We start from the raw sequence: 19173 nt of genomic DNA, 5'->3' as shown, positions 1-19173 counted from the left end.
ATTTGAATGTCGAAAAACCTTAAGCTCAATACATAACTAGGCTACGTACTGAGCTTAAGGTTTTGGTGTGGGCCACTCACCCCAAGGACATGAAACACGAGTGAGCGACCCAAAAACTAAGCGTGATTACGCTTCAACAGGCTTGCGCCAGTCGTCAGAGCCTGAAGTACCCGCATTCACGTGATCCCACAGGATTTTACGGTAAGACATAGAAACCGTAACGTTTTGTGTGAAGTCGCCGTTCGCTGGATCTTGGCAGTGTGGCATTTCACAGTGAATGTCCACGATAGACGCGCTTTCGAGTGTAGTAGTGAAGAAGTTCTCTTGCTTACCTTCGATAGAAGTGCGGTACCATTTTAGCTCAACCGATTTCATCTTCTCGCCAGACGCCAGTGCGTTATAAAGAAGAGGAACCGCTTTGTTTAGCGCTACGGTGAATTTAAATGGTTTGTGAACACGTTGACCAGAAGGCTGACCTGATTGTGGATCAGTCGGTACAGTTACAACGTGGTCAAATTGTTGAACCAACATTTGGTCTTCATGACCTTCAACGAACGCATCACCGATTGAATCAGTAGACAGAGCACCAGCAGTGATCAGGCCCTGAGTTTCGCCTTCGATAGAGATATAACATGGAGTTGGCATTGCAAATTCCTTACTTTAAATGATGAATGGTATGAAACAAGTTCACTCGTCATAGAGCAAAGTCAGTGCCAACTCTATTACCATTTAAAATCAAACACTTATATTGTATGTGTTTTTGATTGAGCAAAAACCTGCCCAGCACGAGCAAGATATTGCTTCGATGGGTAAAAACTTACCCTCATTCTGAGACAGCCAGATGTAAAAATCCCGATTCACACTGTAAATCGGGATTTTGATGTTGAGACTTCACAAGGAACCATTCAACTCATTAAATTGCAATGGGGTTGACAACTATACCCTTGTCTCTAGCTTATAGTAGAGAGTTGCCAGTGGCGGTACACAGACCAAAATAGATTGGTCTAAACCCTCACTCTCAACGTTTTCCGTCAGTACACGGTTTTTGACTTCAAAACCGCTACCGCCATAGTGTCTATCATCTGTATTAAGCAGTAATTGATACTCACCTTTGACAGGCATACCTAAACGAAAAGCTTGGTGAGGAACAGGGGTAAAATTGGTGATAATTAAAATACGTTCACCAAAGTCACTCATGCGCTCATGCGCAAGAATGCTCGCATCGGCCGCATCTTGTAAGCGCCACTCAAAGCCACGAGGCTCACTGTCTAACTCAAAAAGTGCAGGCTCGGCTTGATACATCTTATTGAGATCTCGCGTTAAATTCTGCACTCCTTGATGGCGTTCAAACTGCAATAAGAACCACTGAAGTTGGTCATCATGATTCCATTCTGCCGTTTGACCAAATTCAGTGCCCATGAAGTTGAGTTTTTTACCCGGCTGGCCATACATATAGCCCATATAAGCACGCAAGTTTGCCGTTTGTTGCCACTCATCGCCGGGCATTTTGTTGTGGATCGAACCTTTTCCATACACCACTTCATCGTGTGATAGCGACAACACATAGTTTTCACTGTGTGCATAGACTAACGGGAAGGTGATGACGTTGTGATGGTATTTACGATGGACGGGATCTTCTTTTATATAAGCCAAACTGTCATGCATCCAGCCCATATTCCATTTGAAACCAAAGCCTAAGCCGCCCATAAAGGTTGGCGCTGAAACGCCGGGAAAAGCTGTTGATTCTTCAGCAATGGTCATAGCATTCGGGAAGTGTTTGTACACTTCTTCGTTCATCCACTTTAAGGTGGCAATCGCATCGTAATTTTCTCTGCCGCCATCCACATTTGGGATCCATTGATCATGGCTGCGTGAGTAGTCGAGATAGAGCATCGAAGCAACGGCGTCTACTCGAATGCCATCGATATGGAACTGTTCAAACCAATATAACGCATTCGAGACTAAGAAACGGCGCACATGTTCGCGGCCAAGGTCGTAAATATACGAACTCCAATCTTGATGCCAACCACGGCGCGGATCAGGGTCATGGAACAAAGGGGTGCCATCAAAATTGGCTAAGCCATGACTATCGGCAGGAAAATGTGCGGGAACCCAATCGAGCACCACACCAAGGCCAGCTTGGTGGCACTGATCCACGAAATATTTAAAATCATCGGGCGTACCGAAACGGCTCGTTGGCGCAAATAAGCCAACAGGTTGATAGCCCCAAGAACCATAGAATGGATGCTCAGAAACGGGCATAAGCTCTACATGGGTATAGCCTAAATCCACCAAATAAGGCACCAGTTGATCAGCCAGCTCACGATAATTTAGAAATTCCCCCGCCGAATTACGACGCCAAGAGCCCACGTGCAACTCATAGAAAGAGAGCGCTTGCTTGCGCTTTTCGGTGATGGGGCGAGCTTGCCACGTACGGTCTTGCCATTCATAGCGACGATGATCGTATGTTACCGAGGCAAATGAAGGGTACTGCTCGGCGTAGTAACCCCAAGGATCGGCTTTGTGCGGTAACCCTTCACCATGAGGCCCTTTCAATTCAAATTTGTATTGCGTACCTTCGGGTAAGTTGGGCATGAAAATCCCCCAAATACCGTAATCAAGGCGCTGCATTGGATTACGACGTCCATCCCATTGGTTAAATGCGCCAATCAAACTGCACGCTTTGGCATGCGGTGCGTAGACTAAAAAACGGATACCTGAGATTTGTTTACCACCACGTTCCATGGTCACGAACTGCGAACCCATGTGGTGATACATCGATTTCGGCGTATGTAAATCATCATATTCAGCGTATAAACCATGGTACTGATATGGGTCATCGATGAGCTGTTCGACACCTGCCCAATCGACCGCCAATTGGTAGTTGGTAAAACGTAAATCAATATTTGATTTTAGGATGAAACCCGACTCATCTTCACGCTCAAGCAGAATGCGGGGTTGATTTTCCACCACCAGCTCAACTTTTTCGGCACCCGGCATCCAAACGCGTAGCGCACCTTGATCGGGTGCAAGGTAAGGGCCTAAAAATGAGAATGGATCTGTAAATGATGCATGGGAAAGTTGGCTATATGCCTGCTTTAGCTTTGAAAGCTTTTTTGTTTTCATATCCCTACTCCTAACCTAACTTTCTTTAAACGTATAAAAATGCCCGCTAAAATGGCGGGCATACTAGCGAGGTTCAGTGTACCGAACTCTGCTGTTACATTGAGTGACCTAGACTAAAATTCTTCATGCCATGATTAAGAAAGATAACACTAAGCCACATCAAGGTTTATTCAGTAAGTGATTATTTACTTACACTCGCTCGCACTTCCGTTAAACGTGCAGCAATGCGATTGACATTATCACGCGCAAATACTTCATCCAAATTCATTGAAAGTTTACGACGCCAGTTAGGGTACTCATTAACGGTGCCCGGAATATTAACGGGTTTATCCATTTCCAACCAATCTTCTAACTGAATACTTAACAAGGTCGATGCGCCAGATGCAACGTGCAATTGCAGCGCCTCACTTAAATACGAATCCATTGGAACAAGGCTTGCATCGCGCCCCACACCCTCAGGCAAATAACCATGCCATGCCACCGAATCCAAAATGCCTTGTTTACATTTCAAACGGTCCTCAAACAAGGCTTCGAGCTGGGCTTGATCGGGGTACAAACCAATTTCGCTCCCCATTTTGAGATCATCGCAATGCCAGAAACCACGCAACGTTGGCATATCATGTGTGCACAGTGCCGACATCGACTGAGCGGCGTAATGTTTCGGTGAGATAAAGCCGCCATCTTCTGCGGTTTCAAAGAAGAACACTTTATAAGAGTGAACACCCGTGTCGGCTAAAATATCGACGATTTCATCAGGTACTGTACCCAAATCTTCGCCAATCACGCTACATTGATGGCGGTGAGATTCCAACGCTAAAATCGCGAGCATATCTTGTACTGGGTAGTAGATGTAAGCACCCTTAGTGGCATTTTCACCTTTTGGTACCCACCACAAGCGCAGTAAACCAAGTACATGGTCAATGCGTAGCGCACCACAATGTTTCATATTGGCGCGCAGTAGCTTGATATAAGCATCGTAAGCGGTTGCTTGTAATACTTGTGGATTAAGCGGTGGTAAGCCCCAATTTTGACCCAGTGGTCCAAGAATATCGGGCGGTGCGCCAATGCTGGCGTCTAAAATCAAGTTACCGGCATCAGCCCAAGTTTCAGAGCCAGAATCAGCCACACCCACCGCAAGGTCGCGGTATAAGCCGACCGCCATGCCTTTTTCTTCCGCGAGTGCTTGGGCTTCATTAATTTGGCCATCAGCAATCCACTGCAAGTACATGTATAGGTGAACTTTATCTTGATTGTCTTCGATAAATTTCTGTACTGCGCTGTTTTCAAACCGACGATATTTTTCAGGGAAAACTGGCCAGCCCCATACATTCGGATCTTGGGCATGTAAATCGACATGCAGCGCATCGAATGCCGCTTGGTGCACTAAGCTCTCACCACCTTCTTCAACGAAATTCAAAAAGGCTTGTGCGCGATCGCTATTTTTATCTAAATGGCGTTTTTTAAATTCGGTGAACAGGAGTGGCAAGACACTCATTTTTAATGTTGCAACTTCGGTATAGTTTACCCAATGCGCTTCACGTACTTTCTGAAGACGTTGCTGAAACTCCGCACTGCCTACTTTTTGCTGCGCATCCGCACTCAAAGCAAATTCAGGCACTGAACTCACGTCAATGTATAAAATATTAAGCCAACGGCGTGACGATGGGCTGTAAGGACTCGCCCCTTCAGGGTTTGCAGGAAAGAGAGAATGAATCGGGTTAAGGCCGACAAAATCGCCGCCACGAGAGGCAATATCCGCCACTAACTGTTTTAAGTCTCCAAAATCACCAATACCCCAGTTGTGCTGAGTACGCAGCGTGTAAAGCTGCACACTCGGGCCCCACAATTTTTTACCTTCAGTAATAGGTGCTTGTTTGTAACAGGCTTTTGGCGTCACTATCAGCGTGAGCTCATACGGTGTTTTACGGCGTTTCCGTGTCACCAACAGTTTGTGATATCCCCATGCCAAATCGCTTGGCAATGCAAACACTAAAGGGCCACCCTCAGCGCGTTCATCACGAACGACTTGCGATTGAAGATAGCCTTCAAGTACCTCTCCTTGCTCGGTTTCTAAGCGCCAGTTAAATTCGCTTTCACGTGCGCTGGCACCTAGATAAAGTGGCACTTCCACCGCTTCACCTTCACGAATAACGAGAACAGGATCTAATACATCTTTCTTGTGTTTCTTTTCTGCTGATTTCAGCAGCGTTTCATCATTGGTTGTGTCATAGCCCAAAGACGCCAATAAGCGGATAATGGTTTCATCTTCCATTTTCGCTTCGTCGCCCCACGCGCTTATGTAGCTGTCGGCAATGTTCGCCATCGCCGCTACTTGTTTTAATGCGTTTAGTTGTTTCATCGCTTTCTCCGAAGGGACTTCTTTCCCCTTCAAATGGGTAGGGTTTTATTATAATGAGTCATCATAGAGCCAAGGCTCTAAGGCCTTGGCTTACTTGAAAATTAACGTTTAACGGTTTCTAATTTCCAGATGTTGTTAACGTAGTCACGGATACTGCGGTCAGAGCTGAACTTACCCACCAACGCGGTGTTAAGAATCGCTTTCTTCGCCCAGCCAGCCTGGTCACGGTACTGCTTGTCCATCGCCTGATGCGCTTGTACATACGAAGCGAAGTCAGCCAGCACTAGGTATGGATCACCACCATCAAGCAAGCTATCGAACGTGGCTTTCAATTTACCCGGAGCGCCTGGGGTAAATTCTTCACCCACCAACAAATCCAGTGAAGCCTTAAGCAGCGGATCCGCATTGTAGTAATCATATGGGTTATAACCACTGGCTTTTAACGCTTCGACTCCGTCCACTTCCAAACCGAAGATGTAGATGTTGTCATCACCCACTTCCTCACGAATTTCCACGTTTGCACCATCCATCGTACCTATGGTTAAAGCACCATTTAGCGCCATTTTCATGTTACCAGTACCGGATGCTTCTTTACCTGCGGTAGAAATTTGCTCGGATACATCGGCAGCAGGAATGATGATTTCAGCTATGCTCACGCGGTAATCAGGAATGAAAACTACTTTTAGCTTGTTACCAATGCGCGGATCGTTATTCACTTTTTCCGCAATTTTATTGATGGCGTAGATGATCTCTTTAGCTAGGTGGTAACCCGGTGCCGCTTTAGCCGCGAAGAACACCACGCGCGGCGTCATATCGAACGTTGGGTCATTCACTAAACGATGATACAAAGAGAGAATATGTAACATATTCAAATGCTGACGTTTGTATTCATGCAAGCGTTTGATCTGCACATCAAAGATGGCATTGGTATCAAGCTCAATACCCATGTTCTCTGATACCCAATCAGCCAGACGCTGCTTGTTGTGTTTCTTAACCGCCATAAACTCTTTTTGGAATTTCGCATCGTCAGCGTATTGCGCAATCGCTTCTAGCTGGTCAAGGTGCGCTGGCCACTCAGTGCCAATTTTTTCCGAAATAAGCGCCGACAAACCTGGGTTACAAAATTTCAACCAGCGACGCGGCGTAATGCCGTTTGTTACGTTGTGCAAACGTGTTGGGTAAAGCTCGTGGAATTCTGGGAAAAGATCGCGTTTTACCAACTCCGAGTGCAGCGCTGCCACACCGTTCACAGCGTAAGAGCCAACCACACAAAGGTTTGCCATACGCACTACACGGTGGAAACCATCTTGAATGATGGAGAGTTTTTGCTGTTTCGACACATCACCCGGCCACTTGGCTCGTACTTCTTGCAGGAAGCGGTGGTTGATTTCGTAAATGATTTCCATATGGCGAGGAAGCAAACGCTGGATCAACGACTCGCTCCACGTTTCGAGTGCTTCAGGCAGTAGCGTATGGTTGGTATAGGCGAACGTTTTTGAGCTGATCGCCCATGCTTCATCCCAGCCCATGCCTTTCTCATCAATCAAGATACGCATCAATTCAGGAATGGAAATCGTTGGGTGAGTATCGTTTAGCTGAACGGTTTGATATTTAGGAAGATCAGCAATGTCATGACCCGCCGCCGCATGACGACGCAAAATGTCACGCATTGACGCCGCGCTATGGAAATATTGCTGCATCAAACGCAGTGTCTTGCCTTTTTCGTGGTTATCGTTTGGATAAAGTACTTTGGTAATGTTGCCTGCATCAATCAAGGCATGCTGTGCTTCAAAGTAGTTACCGTTGTTGAAATCAGCCAGTGAGAAAGGCGCAATTGCGCGACATTCCCATAAACGAAGTGGGTAAACCGTGTCGCTTTCATAGCCGACGATCGGTAAATCCCAAGGCATTGCTTGGACAAACATACTCGGAATCCAACGGCGTTTTTCCACGCCATTGTCATTGATAACGTCAACATGGCCGTAAAAACCAATCTCTTGTGCTAGGTGTGGTCGTGCCACTTCCCACGGGTAGCCTTCAATACAACGCCACTCATCAGGAGCTTCTTGTTGGTGGCCCTCACTAAAAGATTGCTTAAACAAACCATATTCATAATGTAAACCATAACCTACGGTTGGGTACTCTTGCGCAGCGCACGAATCCATGAAACATGCCGCAAGTCGCCCTAAACCACCATTACCTAAGGATGGGTCACGTTCTTCTTCTAATAAATCCGTTAGGTTCTGACCTAAATCAGCCATCGCTTCCGTGATTTGCTCATACAGGCCCATGCTGATGAGGTTGTTGCCCGTTAAACGGCCAATCAAGAACTCAAGTGATAAGTAGTTCAGACCCTTAGCGTTAACAATGCGCTCGTCTTGCTCAGTTTCGAGTAGATCAAACATCGTTAATTCAGCCAGTGCGCGCCCCATTGCGAGATACCATGAACGGCTATCTGCATTTTCAATGGTGGTAGCGTAGGTGGCAGTCAGGTGTTTCTTTACGTTGTCTTGGAACGAAGCTTTATCAAACTTCTTCTGTTGCGTAGGTTTCATTAGCGAAATCTCACTTAGTCGTTTTAATTCATCTTCAGCATATCGTGCATCAGCTACGCAAGGTCGGCATCCTCCTAAAAATGACCTCGTTTAGGAGGAGGGCTCAGGGCGTAGAGGGCGAGCACCAGAGTCGCAGTGATCTATCTCTCATTCGTTGCACATAGCGGTTCATAAGCAGTGATTGTGATCACATCACCTTGCTCACTAGCCTAAATACCGCTCATGACGCTAAGGTTTCGATCGGGAATATCAATCTCTCAATATGAGAATTGGCTCTCAAAAAAAATGAGCTTCATTTACAAATTACATGAGATTTTGTACATGCTCAGTTTTTATATAGCGCATAACAAAGAAGTTTTAGTGATTAAAGTCACAATTACAGGGCGTAGATGATGAGTAAATGTGAATCCTGCAAGAATCTCGGGATGGATCAATAAACGTGCGTCACGACATCAAGTAACATCCACACAAAATGAGTGATAGTTCACTTGTGTACTCCTAAATAATGATGCTCTTCTTACTAAGCGCCTCCAAAGCTGCGATCAGCTTTTAAGTCAGTAACAAGAACAATAAATGGAATCTGGAAGATGTGGATACCTTCTAAGCTTACTCGTCCCGGCCGCCTACACAACGCCATAGTTCGCCCGCGTGTGTTAGAGCTGCTTGCCCAAGCACCTTGCTACAAACTCGTGCTATTTCGCTCGCCTGCAGGTTATGGAAAAACCACCATGGCGGCCCAATGGTTATCAGACAAGACCAATGTGGGTTGGTATAGCATCGATGAAAGCGACAATGATGCGTTCCGATTTATCAACTACTTACTGCAAGCGATTAATAAAGCGACTCAGCAAAGTTGTCCAAATGCCCAAAAACTGGCCGAGCGACGCCAGTTCTCTTCTTTACACTCGTTATTTAGTGAAGTGTTTTCGGAAATGTCTGGCTTTAACAAAGAGTGCTATGTGGTTCTCGATGATTACCATTTGATCGCCGATGACGATATCCACGAAGCGATGCGCTTTTTCCTCAAACACATGCCAGACAACCTAACGCTGGTCGTCACTAGCCGTGCCACACCACCATTAGGCACGGCCAACTTGCGCGTACGCGATTTGATGATAGAAATTGGTAATGAGCTACTCGCCTTTGATACAGAAGAAACAACACGCTTCTTTAATCAACGGGTCTCTGATGGCGTGGATGATGATACTGCCAACAACTTGTGCACCTATGTCGAAGGCTGGCCCTCTGCACTGCAATTGATTGCCTTACAAGCACAGCACCAAAAGCGCACGTTGGCGCAGACAGCGGAGTCGGTATCGCAGTTTAATCATGCACATTTATGGGATTACTTAGTTGAGGAAGTGTTTGATCTACTCGATAAAGAAACGCGCCAATTTTTGATGCAATGCTCGGTGCTCGATCACTTTAATGACGTGTTAGTCTCTGCACTCACCAAACGTGACGACGCGCTGAGCATGATTGAGTCGCTCAACCGCTATGGTTTATTCATTTATCCACTGGAAGGTGAGCACAACTGGTACCGGTTCCACAACTTATTTGCGGAATTCCTCTCTCATGAACGCTTGGCGCGCATCCCGCAGCAGGAGCACGATCTGCACCGTGCCGCCGCGCACGCTTGGTTGCAAGAAGCCACACCTCATCAAGCGTTGCGTCACGCCACGCTCGCCAACGATACTGACTTACTCGCTACTATCTTGACGCAATTTGGCTGGAAGATGTTCAACCAAGGCGAGCTTTTGGCTCTCGAAGAGGCCATTAACCAACTCTCTCCGGCCCAACTCTATCGCGAGCCTAAACTGTGTATGCTACAAGCTTGGCTGGCTCAAAGTCAGCACCGCTACTTTGACGTTGGGGATCTGCTAACCAAATCGACCAACGAGATGAAAGCGCTCAATGTTCAGCTAAGCACCAAAGAACAAGGCGAATTCAATGCCCTACGTGCTCAAGTCGCGATCAACCAAAATGAGCCAGAAAAAGCCTTAGAACTGGCGGAGTTAGCACTCAGCCAACTGGATCACACCGTTTACCGCAGTCGTATTGTCGCCACTTCAGTCGTCGGCGAAGTGAACCACGTGCTCGGTCAATTAAGCCGCGCACTCTCGATGATGCAACAAACCGAAAAGCTGGCACGCCAGTATCAGGTTTACCACCAAGCGCTATGGGCATTACTACAGCAAAGCGAGATCTTGATTGCCCAAGGTTATGTGCAAGCCGCTTTTGAAGTACAAGATATTGCCTTCAAATTAATTGAAGAGCAGCAATTACAGCAAGTGCCATTACATGAGTTCTTACTACGGATACGTGCCCAAATCCTGTGGTGCTGGAACCGCTTGGATGAAGCGGAAGAGTGCGCTTATAAAGGACTACGCGTATTGGGCAACCACTCTCCAAGCAAGCATCTGCACAGTTATTCAATGCTGGCGCGTATTGCTATTGGCCGTGGTGAACTCGATAAAGCGGGTAAGTTCATCGAACAAATACAGCACTTACTGAAACAATCGACTTATCACGTAGACTGGACGGCGAATGCTTCGCTCTCACTGATTCTATTTTGGCAAGCTCGTGGCAATGATGAAGCAATGTTGCAGTGGCTCAAGACCACCATTCGACCAGAAAAAGCATGCAATCACTTTTCACAGCTTCAATGGCGCAATATTGCTCGAGTTCAGATTCACTTAGGTCATTTGGAAGATGCGACTCAAACTTTGACGTTTATGCAGCACGAAGCGCAAACTTATCAGTTGATTACTGACCTAAACCGTAATTTGATCCTCGAAGCCGTTCTAGCCACCACAGTGCACAACGAAGAAGGGGCGAAAGAAAAACTCAAAGAGGCGCTACAGTTAACCAATCAGACGGGTATGGTGGGTAACTTTTTAACCGATGGTTCGCAGATCGGCCACTTATTGGAAAAACTCTCTAGCCGATCCGAATTGGGAGATCTGGAACGCCACCGCGCACAACAGTTAATGAAAGAGATCTCTACCACTCAGCGCAGCCGATCAGTCCATTTCGACGAAGAGTTTGTTGAGAAGCTGGTTAATCACCCAAATATTCCCGAACTGGTTCGTACCAGCCCACTCACTCAACGTGAATGGCAAGTCTTGGGGCTTATCTACTCTGGGTTTAGCAATGAACAAATTGCACAAGAGTTGGATGTCGCAGGAACCACCATCAAAACCCACATCCGCAACCTATACCAAAAACTGAATATTGCTAACCGCAAAGAGGCAATCCACACCGCCGAGAATTTATTGCAACTTATGGGCTATTGAGTCGCAGGTACGATCAAAAAGAGCCAGATTATCTGGCTCTTTTCTGTCGTAAAAAATGATGGTTAGAAGGTTTTTGGAGCGAAACCAGTCATCACTTCTAAACGCAGTTCTTTGCCCATTGTTGTCATCGGGTGTACCACGATTAAACCTTTAACTGACTTTTTCAATTGACCTAAATCCGCCTGTTCGGCTTTGGTCAACTCACGAGAAAATGGCATATCGAGCAAACTCTTACGCTCTTTGCTCACCGTATAATTTTGCTTGTGTTTTGCTTGAGCGAGCTTTTTCGTCAGTTGTTCTACTTCATCGGTAAATTTGCTGTTCATTACTTGATCGCCACGACCTTTAGCCGCATCGAGCTTATGGCGACACGTATCTAAACGGTTATTGAGTTGTTGAATTTCATTTTTCAGGCTCATGGTCACTGGCTCTTCGAAAGTAAAGTGGGCGCGGAGTATATCACAGCCTATCTATACTCTATATAGAAATTAAGCTTAAACCAGTGAAATGAAAGCCACTGGCAAGTCATAGAGGGCATAACAACTCTACTTAGCATTCCAATTTGACATAACACCCATTTTTCATATGAAAATATGCTCTTTGTAAGACGCGGTGCCGCAAACTTAGCTAAGCTATATTTATAACAACAACGAGCATGTCAACCGTCAGTTAAAGTACCAAGGCCAATAACATAACAACAGGAAATAACCATGAGCCTGACTATTCGCCAAAGACTCTACGTGCTATCCATTGTTCCGCTACTGATTATTTCGTTAAGTATGATGTATCTCAGTTTTTCAGAAACACAAAAACTGAATCACGAACAAATGGCTGCTACCCGCGCTAGCATGATGGAGATGAAACAAAATGAGCTGCGTTCATATCTGCAAATTGCCGATACAGCGCTCAAATCACTCAAACAAAAGAACGCTCCCCTCAGCGAAGCCATCACCATACTGCGTGACATCGCATTTGAAAATAGTGGCTATATCTTTGGCTACAATAGCAAAGGGGATCGACTACTACTGGGCCAAAGTAATGCTGGTTTAGGCGATAACTTTTGGAACATGCAAGATACGCATGGCAACTATTTAATCCAAGATTTAATCAAAAATGCCAAAGTCGGCAAATTCACCACCTACTATTTCCCCAAGCCGGGAGAGACGACACCACTACCTAAATTGGCCTATTCTACCTATTTGCCACAATGGGATCTAATGATAGGCACTGGCTTTTACACCGATGACATTGATGCCGTAATCGCCAACATGGAAACACTCGCTGCGGAAAATATGCAAAGCAGTTTAGTCAATATCGGTTTGATGAGCTTGATCATTATCCTCATCGTCGGTTTTTTCGCCATCATTTTAAATCGCAGTATCATGCGTCCTCTCGAGCTATTTGATTTATCGATTCGTTCATTTGCAAGCGGTGACGCTGATTTAACTGCAAGAATGGAAAAATTCAACGCCCCTGAATTTGCAAGATTAAGTGATAACTTCAATGCCTTTGTCTCCAGCTTGCAAAGTATCATTGCGCGCGTGCACCAAGTTGGGCAACAGGTTGTGGATGAAACCAATGACATGACACAACGAGCACAACAAGTTGACGCCATTGCATCAGGGCAACGTGAAGAGACCGATCAAGTAGCGACAGCGATGACAGAAATGACCACCACCGCAACAGAGATCTCGAACAACGCCCACCATGCCGCTCAATCGGCAAAAGATGCTGACGACAACGCCAAAGATGCCCATGAAATTGTTGATTCAGCCGCACAATCGGTACAGGATCTCGCCAAAGAGGTCGCTGAAGCGAGCCTTGTGATTTCAAAACTGGAAGGCGATGTGAAAAACATTTCGTCTCTACTTGCGGTTATCCAAGATATTGCGGAACAAACCAATCTACTGGCGTTAAACGCAGCTATTGAAGCAGCTCGCGCAGGCGAGCAAGGACGAGGATTTGCCGTGGTAGCGGATGAAGTCCGAAAATTAGCCAGCCGTACCCAAGACAGTACAGGGCAAATTCATGCCATGATCGGGCAACTGAAAAATGCCTCTGATGCCGCAGTTAAAGCGATGGATTCAAGCCAAAGTCGTAGCTTAAGCACCGTAGAAAAAGCCAATGCCGCATCGACAGCATTACAAAAAATTCAAGACTCTATTGCCACGATTATGGATATGAACGCACTGATCGCAACTGCAACAGAAGAGCAAAGTATTGTTGGGCAAGAGATATCAGAGCGTATTGTGGTGATATCTGATCAAAGTAGTCAATCGGCTGAACTGGCTAATCAGAACCAAGCGGGTAGCCAACAGCTGAATAGCCGAGCCAACGAACTCTATGAGTTGGTAGACCGCTTTAAAGTTTAGCAAGAAGAGGTAAAACTGATATTCGTAAGCGTCAGAATGAAGATCGTTGATCACTAAGTAAAAAAGCCATGTCGACATGGCTTTTTTCAATGAAGAGATCCCTAATGACTTACAGGAGATTTCTTTGGTTTAATCGATTTTTTCTTGATATTCGCGTTTATCTTCTGGACGCAGTTGACGCTGAACACCCATTAAAAAGTTACGCAGGATCTGATCTTTACATTCACGGTAGTGTTTATTGTCAGGCTTGCGGAAAAATGCATTGAGCTCGTGCTTACTTAAACGAAAATCGATGAAAGCTAATGTGTCTAAAATATCTTCTGCTTTCATATCCAGCGCAATACGCAATTTCATGAAAATCATATTATTGGTTAAGCGTGTTTCAGGCTGAGGTTGTTCACCATCGCGTTTACCACGCTTTGTATTGATTAAGCCATTGAGAAATATCGCTAGATCCGCATCACTCAATACAGATTCCGTCTCTTTATTTAGCCAAGTAGTCACTTGTTCTTGAGTAACGCAGCCGTCCGCCGCCGCAAAAATCTCAACCATAGCTGAGTCTTTAAAATCAAAAGTGTAGCGAATACGGCGTAAAATATCGTTATTGGTCAAAATAGATCCTAGGGTTAGATTTCCAGTGCCATCAAGATGACAGACTGTGAAGAAATAGCGCGCCACTGTAGCAGAAGAGCGATCAGCTACCTATCGATTTTATTAGATGCCGAATAATAGAGAAGATGGCGACTGACCCAAAGAAGCTTTATCTCTCTGGGCCATCACAGTTAGGCTAATTTCAAATCAAATCTTGTTCGATACAACACCATATCTTCAATCGTCAATACAGGCATATTGTGCTTTTGCCCGAACGCAACGATCTCGGGTGTTTTGGCCATGGAACCGTCAGGATTGGTGAGTTCACACAATACGCCCGCAGGCATTAAACCCGCCATTTGCATAAGATCAACCGTCCCTTCTGTATGCCCACGACGAGCCAAAACACCTCCCGCCCGAGCGCGAAGTGGAAAAACATGGCCGGGGCGTGCAAGATCATCGGCTTTAGCATCAAAGCGGGCCGCGGTTTTTATTGTGGTCACTCGGTCTTGCGCTGAAACGCCCGTAGTTACACCTGTTTTTGCTTCAATCGAGACAGTAAAAGCGGTTTGGTTTGCGCTATTGTTATGCATTACCATCGGGGGCAGTTGTAGTTGATTAGCCTGTTCATCGGTCAAACATAGGCAGACGATGCCACTGCATTCACGGATCATCAGTGCCATTTGTTGTGTGGTCAGTGACTCAACCGCATAAATGATATCGCCTTCATTTTCACGATCTTCATCATCAAGCAACAACACGCCTCGCCCTTCTTTAAGCGCAGACAGTGCGTTTTCAACACGAGTAATAGGGTCGCCAAATTTGGCAAGTAGAGATAGCTGATTCATGGTTGTACTCCTAAAAAATCACCAGAATCAGGGCTGCTATGAGGGATCAAATCCAAAACAAATTGCACCAGCTAGCGAACTAACTGGCGTCTCTTCATTCTCTCTCATCCGGACTATAACCGTCGGCTCTGGTTTTTCACCAGATCTGCTGACCTCGATACATCGAGCGCTCGCGGGCTTATCTGCCTTCTCAACTGAAAAAACAAACACACCGCCGGTGGGGAATTTCACCCCGCCCTGAGAATTTAAAATATAAATTGGCTTTAAAAAAGCGATGTCATGGTAGTCGTTTACGATAAAGATGAAAAGTAGGACGAAGAAAAAGTGATGTGCATCGAAAAGGAAAGGCATCCTGCAATTATGCAGTTGGGGGGTAACAGGAGCATAGCTAACTCAAGAGTTTAGGGTATGCAAGATGCCTTTATTCATGGTCACCAGTGACATAAATGAATCAGAGCTAAAATCGCCATTACCTCTATAGGGTTACGTGATTTTTCTAAACGCTGGCGGTAATAGATCGCCAGCGGTGTTGGCTGTTTGGTGTCAGTCGTTATGGGGTCGTTCATCATTCACCTCCTCAGCTATCGATGCGTTGATTGTGAATCAAAACAAGGAATACAAAAACTGAGAATTTTTTATTTTTTAATTCCTCATATCATCGAAATTAGCCTTAAAACGATATTTAAAAACTAAAAATCAATAAATGAGGAACAAATGATCATTAATATTTCTTATTTAGTTCTTCATAAATTCGCTACTATACCCAAACAACTTGGCCATAAAGGAGGGCAAAGCGCAAGGCCGTGCGAAGAACTGAACTGCCTATCTCTTCCCTTTCATCCAGAGGATTTGCGAGTGTCTGATCTTACTTTATTACGTTATTACACACGCCTGACCGTGCTTGGTGTGGGTCAAGAGATTAAAGTGTCGTTAACACAGGTTGCAGAATGTTTATTCACCTCACCGCGTCATGCACGAAATCTGGTGGCTAAAATGCAGCAACAAGGTTGGCTCAAGTGGCAACCCAAAGTCGGACGTAACCAACGCTCGATACTGCGCCTGAACCTCGATTTAGACACAATCAAACAAATGCTCGCGAAAGAGCAAATTTTGGCTGGGAAATATGAAAAAGCCTTAACCATACTGGATAATGATGAGGTAGTGTTTGGGCGTTTGTTGCAAAGTACTTCCGGCGCATCTATTCGCGAAGGTCGCTTACACATTCAACTGACGTATAAACGACCATTTGAACGGCTAGTGCCCCATCAAATACAACGTAGTAGTGAGCGATTTCTGCTCAGGCAAATCTATTGCTGCCTCATCCAGTGTGATGAACAAGGACGCTTTCATCCAGAATTAGCCCATCACTGGGAGTATGATGCGCAACATTTTAAGTGGGTATTTTATCTTCGCCCCGGATTAGCGTTTCACGATGGCTCACCGATTGATGCTAATACGATCGTGAGTTTATTTGCCAAACTCTCTAGTTTGGAAGAGTACAAAAAAGAGCTCGCGCATTTGGTTGATGTAAGCGCACCACAACCACAAAAAGTAGTATTTTCTCTTAATCAATCTGATTTAGGATTTGCAGGGTTGCTCTCTGGCGTCAAATATTCAATTCAACCAGCCAGCCAAGTGAACAATGCATACTCCCCAATGGTGACAGGTTGTGGCCCATTTCAAGTTCAAGATCACTCACCTCACAAACTCATTTTAAGCGCATTTGACCAATTCTATGGCTGCCGAGCTTTAACGGATCACGTCACAATTTGGATTTTAAATGAAGACGAGTTGTACCCTCAAGGCATGCATATCAAACAAAAAAATCAGCAACAAAACATCTCTTGCCACCACGATGTAGAGCTGAGTAACGTTGAAGAACTGGCGATCATCACCTCTAATCAGTCATCAAGAGTGGAAGATGGCTGCATGTTTATTTTGTTCAATCAAGGTGCTCATTCACCTCTTAATGAAAATCAGAAACGCTACCTAGCTACCGAGATATCTGGAGAAAAACTAGAGCACTATTTAGCACAACAACCAACTAAGTTTGACGCCGTCGTTGCCAGTAACCTACTGCCAGTATGGCAACCTGTGGTGCGACCACCAGCGCCTAAAGCAAACCTGCCAAATCAAATCTCGATTGCCGTCTATGACTACACGGTACTGATTCATTGCGCCTTCGGTGTGAAACATATTTTAGAGGAGATGGGGCTGACTGCTGCCGTCAACATTTACTCCTACCGAGAATTGAATTTTCTGGCCCAGCAAGGCAAATTGTACGAAACCATAGTTATCACCAATATTAATTTAGATGACAATCGGCATTTCAGTGCATTTAGCCACTTATTTGGCAACCCAATGTTGCACCATTGCATTGGCCCCGCAGAGAGCCAATGGCTGCTCAAAGCGTTAATCGACATTCGGTCAACGACACCATTGACACACTACCTTATCGCGTTGGAACCGCTAGCATCGAGTTTGATCAACGAATACTGCCTCGTCCCTTTGTTCCACCATAAGCAAACATTACGTTTTCAGGGTGTGCTCAAAGACGTTGCACTGACCAACTGGGGATGGCCTGATATTAAAAATGTGTGGTCCATTGATTAGCGAATAAATAGCCTGCGTAATATTGCCAGCATCACTAAACGATAACGCAGCATCCACTGGCTACGTGGCAACCAACGCTTAGAAAACAATACGGTTTTGGCGTGTGAAAAGGTCTTAAAACCTTCAATCCCGTGATAGTGCCCAACCCCAGAATCGCCAATACCGCCAAAGGGGGCATCATCGGCGGCCACATGTAACAGAGTATCGTTCACAGCTAGGCCACCACTATGCGTTTGTGTACTAACCTGTTTGATCACCTCGTGATCATCACTCATTAAATATAAAGCTAACGGACGTGGGCGAACGTTGATATAAGCTATCGCTTCATCCAAACTGTGATAGCTCAATATCGGCAATATGGGGCCAAATATCTCATGTTGGGATAACAACATATCAACCTTCACATTCGTCACTAAGCAAGGCAAAAATTGATACGTTCCCGCTTTTGCATCGCCTTCTACGGGATGCAATGTGGCCCCTTTTTGTTTAGCATCGTCTAAGTATTGTTGCAGCCTATCAAACTGGGTTTGATTAATAATATGTGACGTATCGTAGCCATCTTTAGTGGAAAAATAGCGCTTAAAGCGTTGCAGATAGAGCTCCACAAAGGCTTGTTGTTTGCCTTCCGGCAGTAAAACATAATCAGGAGCGACACAGATCTGCCCTGCATTGATGGCTTTGCCAAGCATGATGTTATCAACGCTGCGCGCAAGGTCAGCATCAGGTGCAATGATCACGGGGGATTTTCCACCAAGCTCTAACGTTACTGGTGTTAGGCTTTTCGCAGCCGCTTGGGCAACCAATTTACCTACCGGTGTTGACCCCGTAAATAACAGATGATCAAAGGGTAACGCACTGAACTGTGCGGCAACGTCAGCCCCACCTTCTACAGTATCAACCGCTTCATCGACCGTCGCAAAAATACGCATCAACACTTGGTTGGTGCAGGGCGTATGTTCGCTCAATTTGACCATAGCGCGATTACCTGCTGCCAATGCGGTGACTAATGGAGCCATGCTGAGCACGATAGGAAAATTCCAAGGTACAATCACCCCCACAAGACCCAAGGGTTGATAGTGAACGCTCACTGTCGACGGCAGTAATAGCCAACCTGCATGACGCGATTGCGATTTTGTCCACGATTTGAGGTGTTTTAGCGTGTAATTAATGTGTGAAACGGCCGGTAACAGATCGCAAACCGTACTATCAAAGCGACTCCGATAACCATAATCCTGATTTAAGGCCTCAACGAGCGCGGCCTGTTCACTGAGTAACGCGGTTTTTAAGCGCTGCAACCAAATACGTCTTTGCTCAAGGCTAGGATACGGCTCTGCTATTGTCTGTTGTTTTAACCTAGTAAAAAGTGTCGTAACGTCTTTAGTTAAGGGCTGTTGCTGTTCTGTTTCTTGCACC

The 19173-nt window shown here is 45.5% G+C and carries 12 protein-coding genes and 1 riboswitch; of the genes, 3 read left to right on the top strand and 9 right to left on the bottom strand.

Annotation, left to right across the window (positions count from 1 at the left end):
• Positions 1 to 126 precede the first annotated feature (126 nt).
• From AACQ75_RS00630 to AACQ75_RS00615, 4 genes are all read right to left on the bottom strand, one after another.
• Entirely contained in the window at positions 127 to 645 is a 519-nt protein-coding gene (locus AACQ75_RS00630; protein WP_013868180.1) for an Hcp family type VI secretion system effector, read from the bottom strand.
• A gap of 291 nt (positions 646 to 936) precedes the next feature.
• Positions 937 to 3126 carry a 1,4-alpha-glucan branching protein GlgB gene (gene glgB, locus AACQ75_RS00625; protein ID WP_170889230.1) on the bottom strand — a complete coding sequence of 730 codons (2190 nt, stop codon included), beginning with the start codon at positions 3124 to 3126 and terminating at the stop codon, positions 937 to 939.
• A 181-nt stretch (positions 3127 to 3307) separates the two neighbouring features.
• Positions 3308 to 5485 (bottom strand): 4-alpha-glucanotransferase, encoded by a 2178-nt coding sequence (gene malQ, locus AACQ75_RS00620; protein ID WP_170889229.1) that lies wholly within the window; start codon positions 5483 to 5485, stop codon positions 3308 to 3310.
• A 101-nt stretch (positions 5486 to 5586) separates the two neighbouring features.
• On the bottom strand, positions 5587 to 8040 hold the full coding sequence (locus tag AACQ75_RS00615) for a glycogen/starch/alpha-glucan phosphorylase (protein ID WP_170889228.1): 2454 nt from the start codon (positions 8038 to 8040) through the stop codon (positions 5587 to 5589).
• 587 nt (positions 8041 to 8627) lie between these two features.
• Between AACQ75_RS00615 and malT the strand changes: the two genes are divergently transcribed.
• Positions 8628 to 11336 carry an HTH-type transcriptional regulator MalT gene (gene malT, locus AACQ75_RS00610; protein WP_170889227.1) on the top strand — a complete coding sequence of 903 codons (2709 nt, stop codon included), beginning with the start codon at positions 8628 to 8630 and terminating at the stop codon, positions 11334 to 11336.
• A 62-nt stretch (positions 11337 to 11398) separates the two neighbouring features.
• Here malT and AACQ75_RS00605 read toward each other — a convergent pair whose 3' ends face one another.
• Positions 11399 to 11755, bottom strand: coding sequence for a YibL family ribosome-associated protein (locus AACQ75_RS00605; protein ID WP_170889226.1), 357 nt, complete (start codon positions 11753 to 11755; stop codon positions 11399 to 11401).
• Between the two features lie 291 nt (positions 11756 to 12046).
• Between AACQ75_RS00605 and AACQ75_RS00600 the strand changes: the two genes are divergently transcribed.
• Positions 12047 to 13708 carry a methyl-accepting chemotaxis protein gene (locus AACQ75_RS00600; protein WP_170889225.1) on the top strand — a complete coding sequence of 554 codons (1662 nt, stop codon included), beginning with the start codon at positions 12047 to 12049 and terminating at the stop codon, positions 13706 to 13708.
• Between the two features lie 129 nt (positions 13709 to 13837).
• Here the strand turns inward: AACQ75_RS00600 and AACQ75_RS00595 are convergent, their stop codons facing one another.
• The 3 genes from AACQ75_RS00595 to AACQ75_RS00585 form a co-directional block, all read right to left on the bottom strand.
• Entirely contained in the window at positions 13838 to 14320 is a 483-nt protein-coding gene (locus AACQ75_RS00595) for a YehS family protein (protein ID WP_170889224.1), read from the bottom strand.
• A 170-nt stretch (positions 14321 to 14490) separates the two neighbouring features.
• Positions 14491 to 15147 (bottom strand): 3,4-dihydroxy-2-butanone-4-phosphate synthase, encoded by a 657-nt coding sequence (gene ribB, locus AACQ75_RS00590; RefSeq protein ID WP_094502058.1) that lies wholly within the window; start codon positions 15145 to 15147, stop codon positions 14491 to 14493.
• Between the two features lie 92 nt (positions 15148 to 15239).
• Positions 15240 to 15396: riboswitch (FMN riboswitch) on the bottom strand.
• A 182-nt stretch (positions 15397 to 15578) separates the two neighbouring features.
• Positions 15579 to 15716: a hypothetical protein gene (locus AACQ75_RS00585; RefSeq protein WP_013868191.1), complete on the bottom strand. Its 138-nt coding sequence runs from the start codon at positions 15714 to 15716 to the stop codon at positions 15579 to 15581.
• A 145-nt stretch (positions 15717 to 15861) separates the two neighbouring features.
• Between AACQ75_RS00585 and AACQ75_RS00580 the strand changes: the two genes are divergently transcribed.
• Positions 15862 to 17760 carry an SgrR family transcriptional regulator gene (locus AACQ75_RS00580; RefSeq protein WP_170889223.1) on the top strand — a complete coding sequence of 633 codons (1899 nt, stop codon included), beginning with the start codon at positions 15862 to 15864 and terminating at the stop codon, positions 17758 to 17760.
• Here the strand turns inward: AACQ75_RS00580 and AACQ75_RS00575 are convergent.
• Positions 17757 to 19172, bottom strand: a complete 1416-nt coding sequence (locus AACQ75_RS00575) for an aldehyde dehydrogenase family protein (RefSeq protein WP_170889222.1) — start codon at positions 19170 to 19172, stop codon at positions 17757 to 17759. The genes AACQ75_RS00580 and AACQ75_RS00575 overlap by 4 nt on opposite strands.
• Between the last annotated feature and the right edge of the window lies 1 nt (position 19173).

It is taken from the genome of Vibrio sp. B1-2, from assembly GCF_963888445.1.
GTDB lineage: Bacteria > Pseudomonadota > Gammaproteobacteria > Enterobacterales > Vibrionaceae > Vibrio > Vibrio anguillarum.
Note: the sequence above shows the minus strand (reverse complement) of the source record. Positions and strands in the feature narration are given on the sequence as shown.

What these genes read in the sequence shown, in the direction of transcription:
- AACQ75_RS00630 (WP_013868180.1), bottom strand. Translation starts at nt 645, where the DNA reads ATGCCAACTCCATGTTATATCTCTATCGAAGGCGAAACTCAGGGCCTG.
- glgB (WP_170889230.1), bottom strand. Translation starts at nt 3,126, where the DNA reads ATGAAAACAAAAAAGCTTTCAAAGCTAAAGCAGGCATATAGCCAACTT.
- malQ (WP_170889229.1), bottom strand. Translation starts at nt 5,485, where the DNA reads ATGAAACAACTAAACGCATTAAAACAAGTAGCGGCGATGGCGAACATT.
- AACQ75_RS00615 (WP_170889228.1), bottom strand. Translation starts at nt 8,040, where the DNA reads ATGAAACCTACGCAACAGAAGAAGTTTGATAAAGCTTCGTTCCAAGAC.
- malT (WP_170889227.1), top strand. Translation starts at nt 8,628, where the DNA reads ATGTGGATACCTTCTAAGCTTACTCGTCCCGGCCGCCTACACAACGCC.
- AACQ75_RS00605 (WP_170889226.1), bottom strand. Translation starts at nt 11,755, where the DNA reads ATGAGCCTGAAAAATGAAATTCAACAACTCAATAACCGTTTAGATACG.
- AACQ75_RS00600 (WP_170889225.1), top strand. Translation starts at nt 12,047, where the DNA reads ATGAGCCTGACTATTCGCCAAAGACTCTACGTGCTATCCATTGTTCCG.
- ribB (WP_094502058.1), bottom strand. Translation starts at nt 15,147, where the DNA reads ATGAATCAGCTATCTCTACTTGCCAAATTTGGCGACCCTATTACTCGT.
- AACQ75_RS00585 (WP_013868191.1), bottom strand. Translation starts at nt 15,716, where the DNA reads ATGATGAACGACCCCATAACGACTGACACCAAACAGCCAACACCGCTG.
- AACQ75_RS00580 (WP_170889223.1), top strand. Translation starts at nt 15,862, where the DNA reads ATGATCATTAATATTTCTTATTTAGTTCTTCATAAATTCGCTACTATA.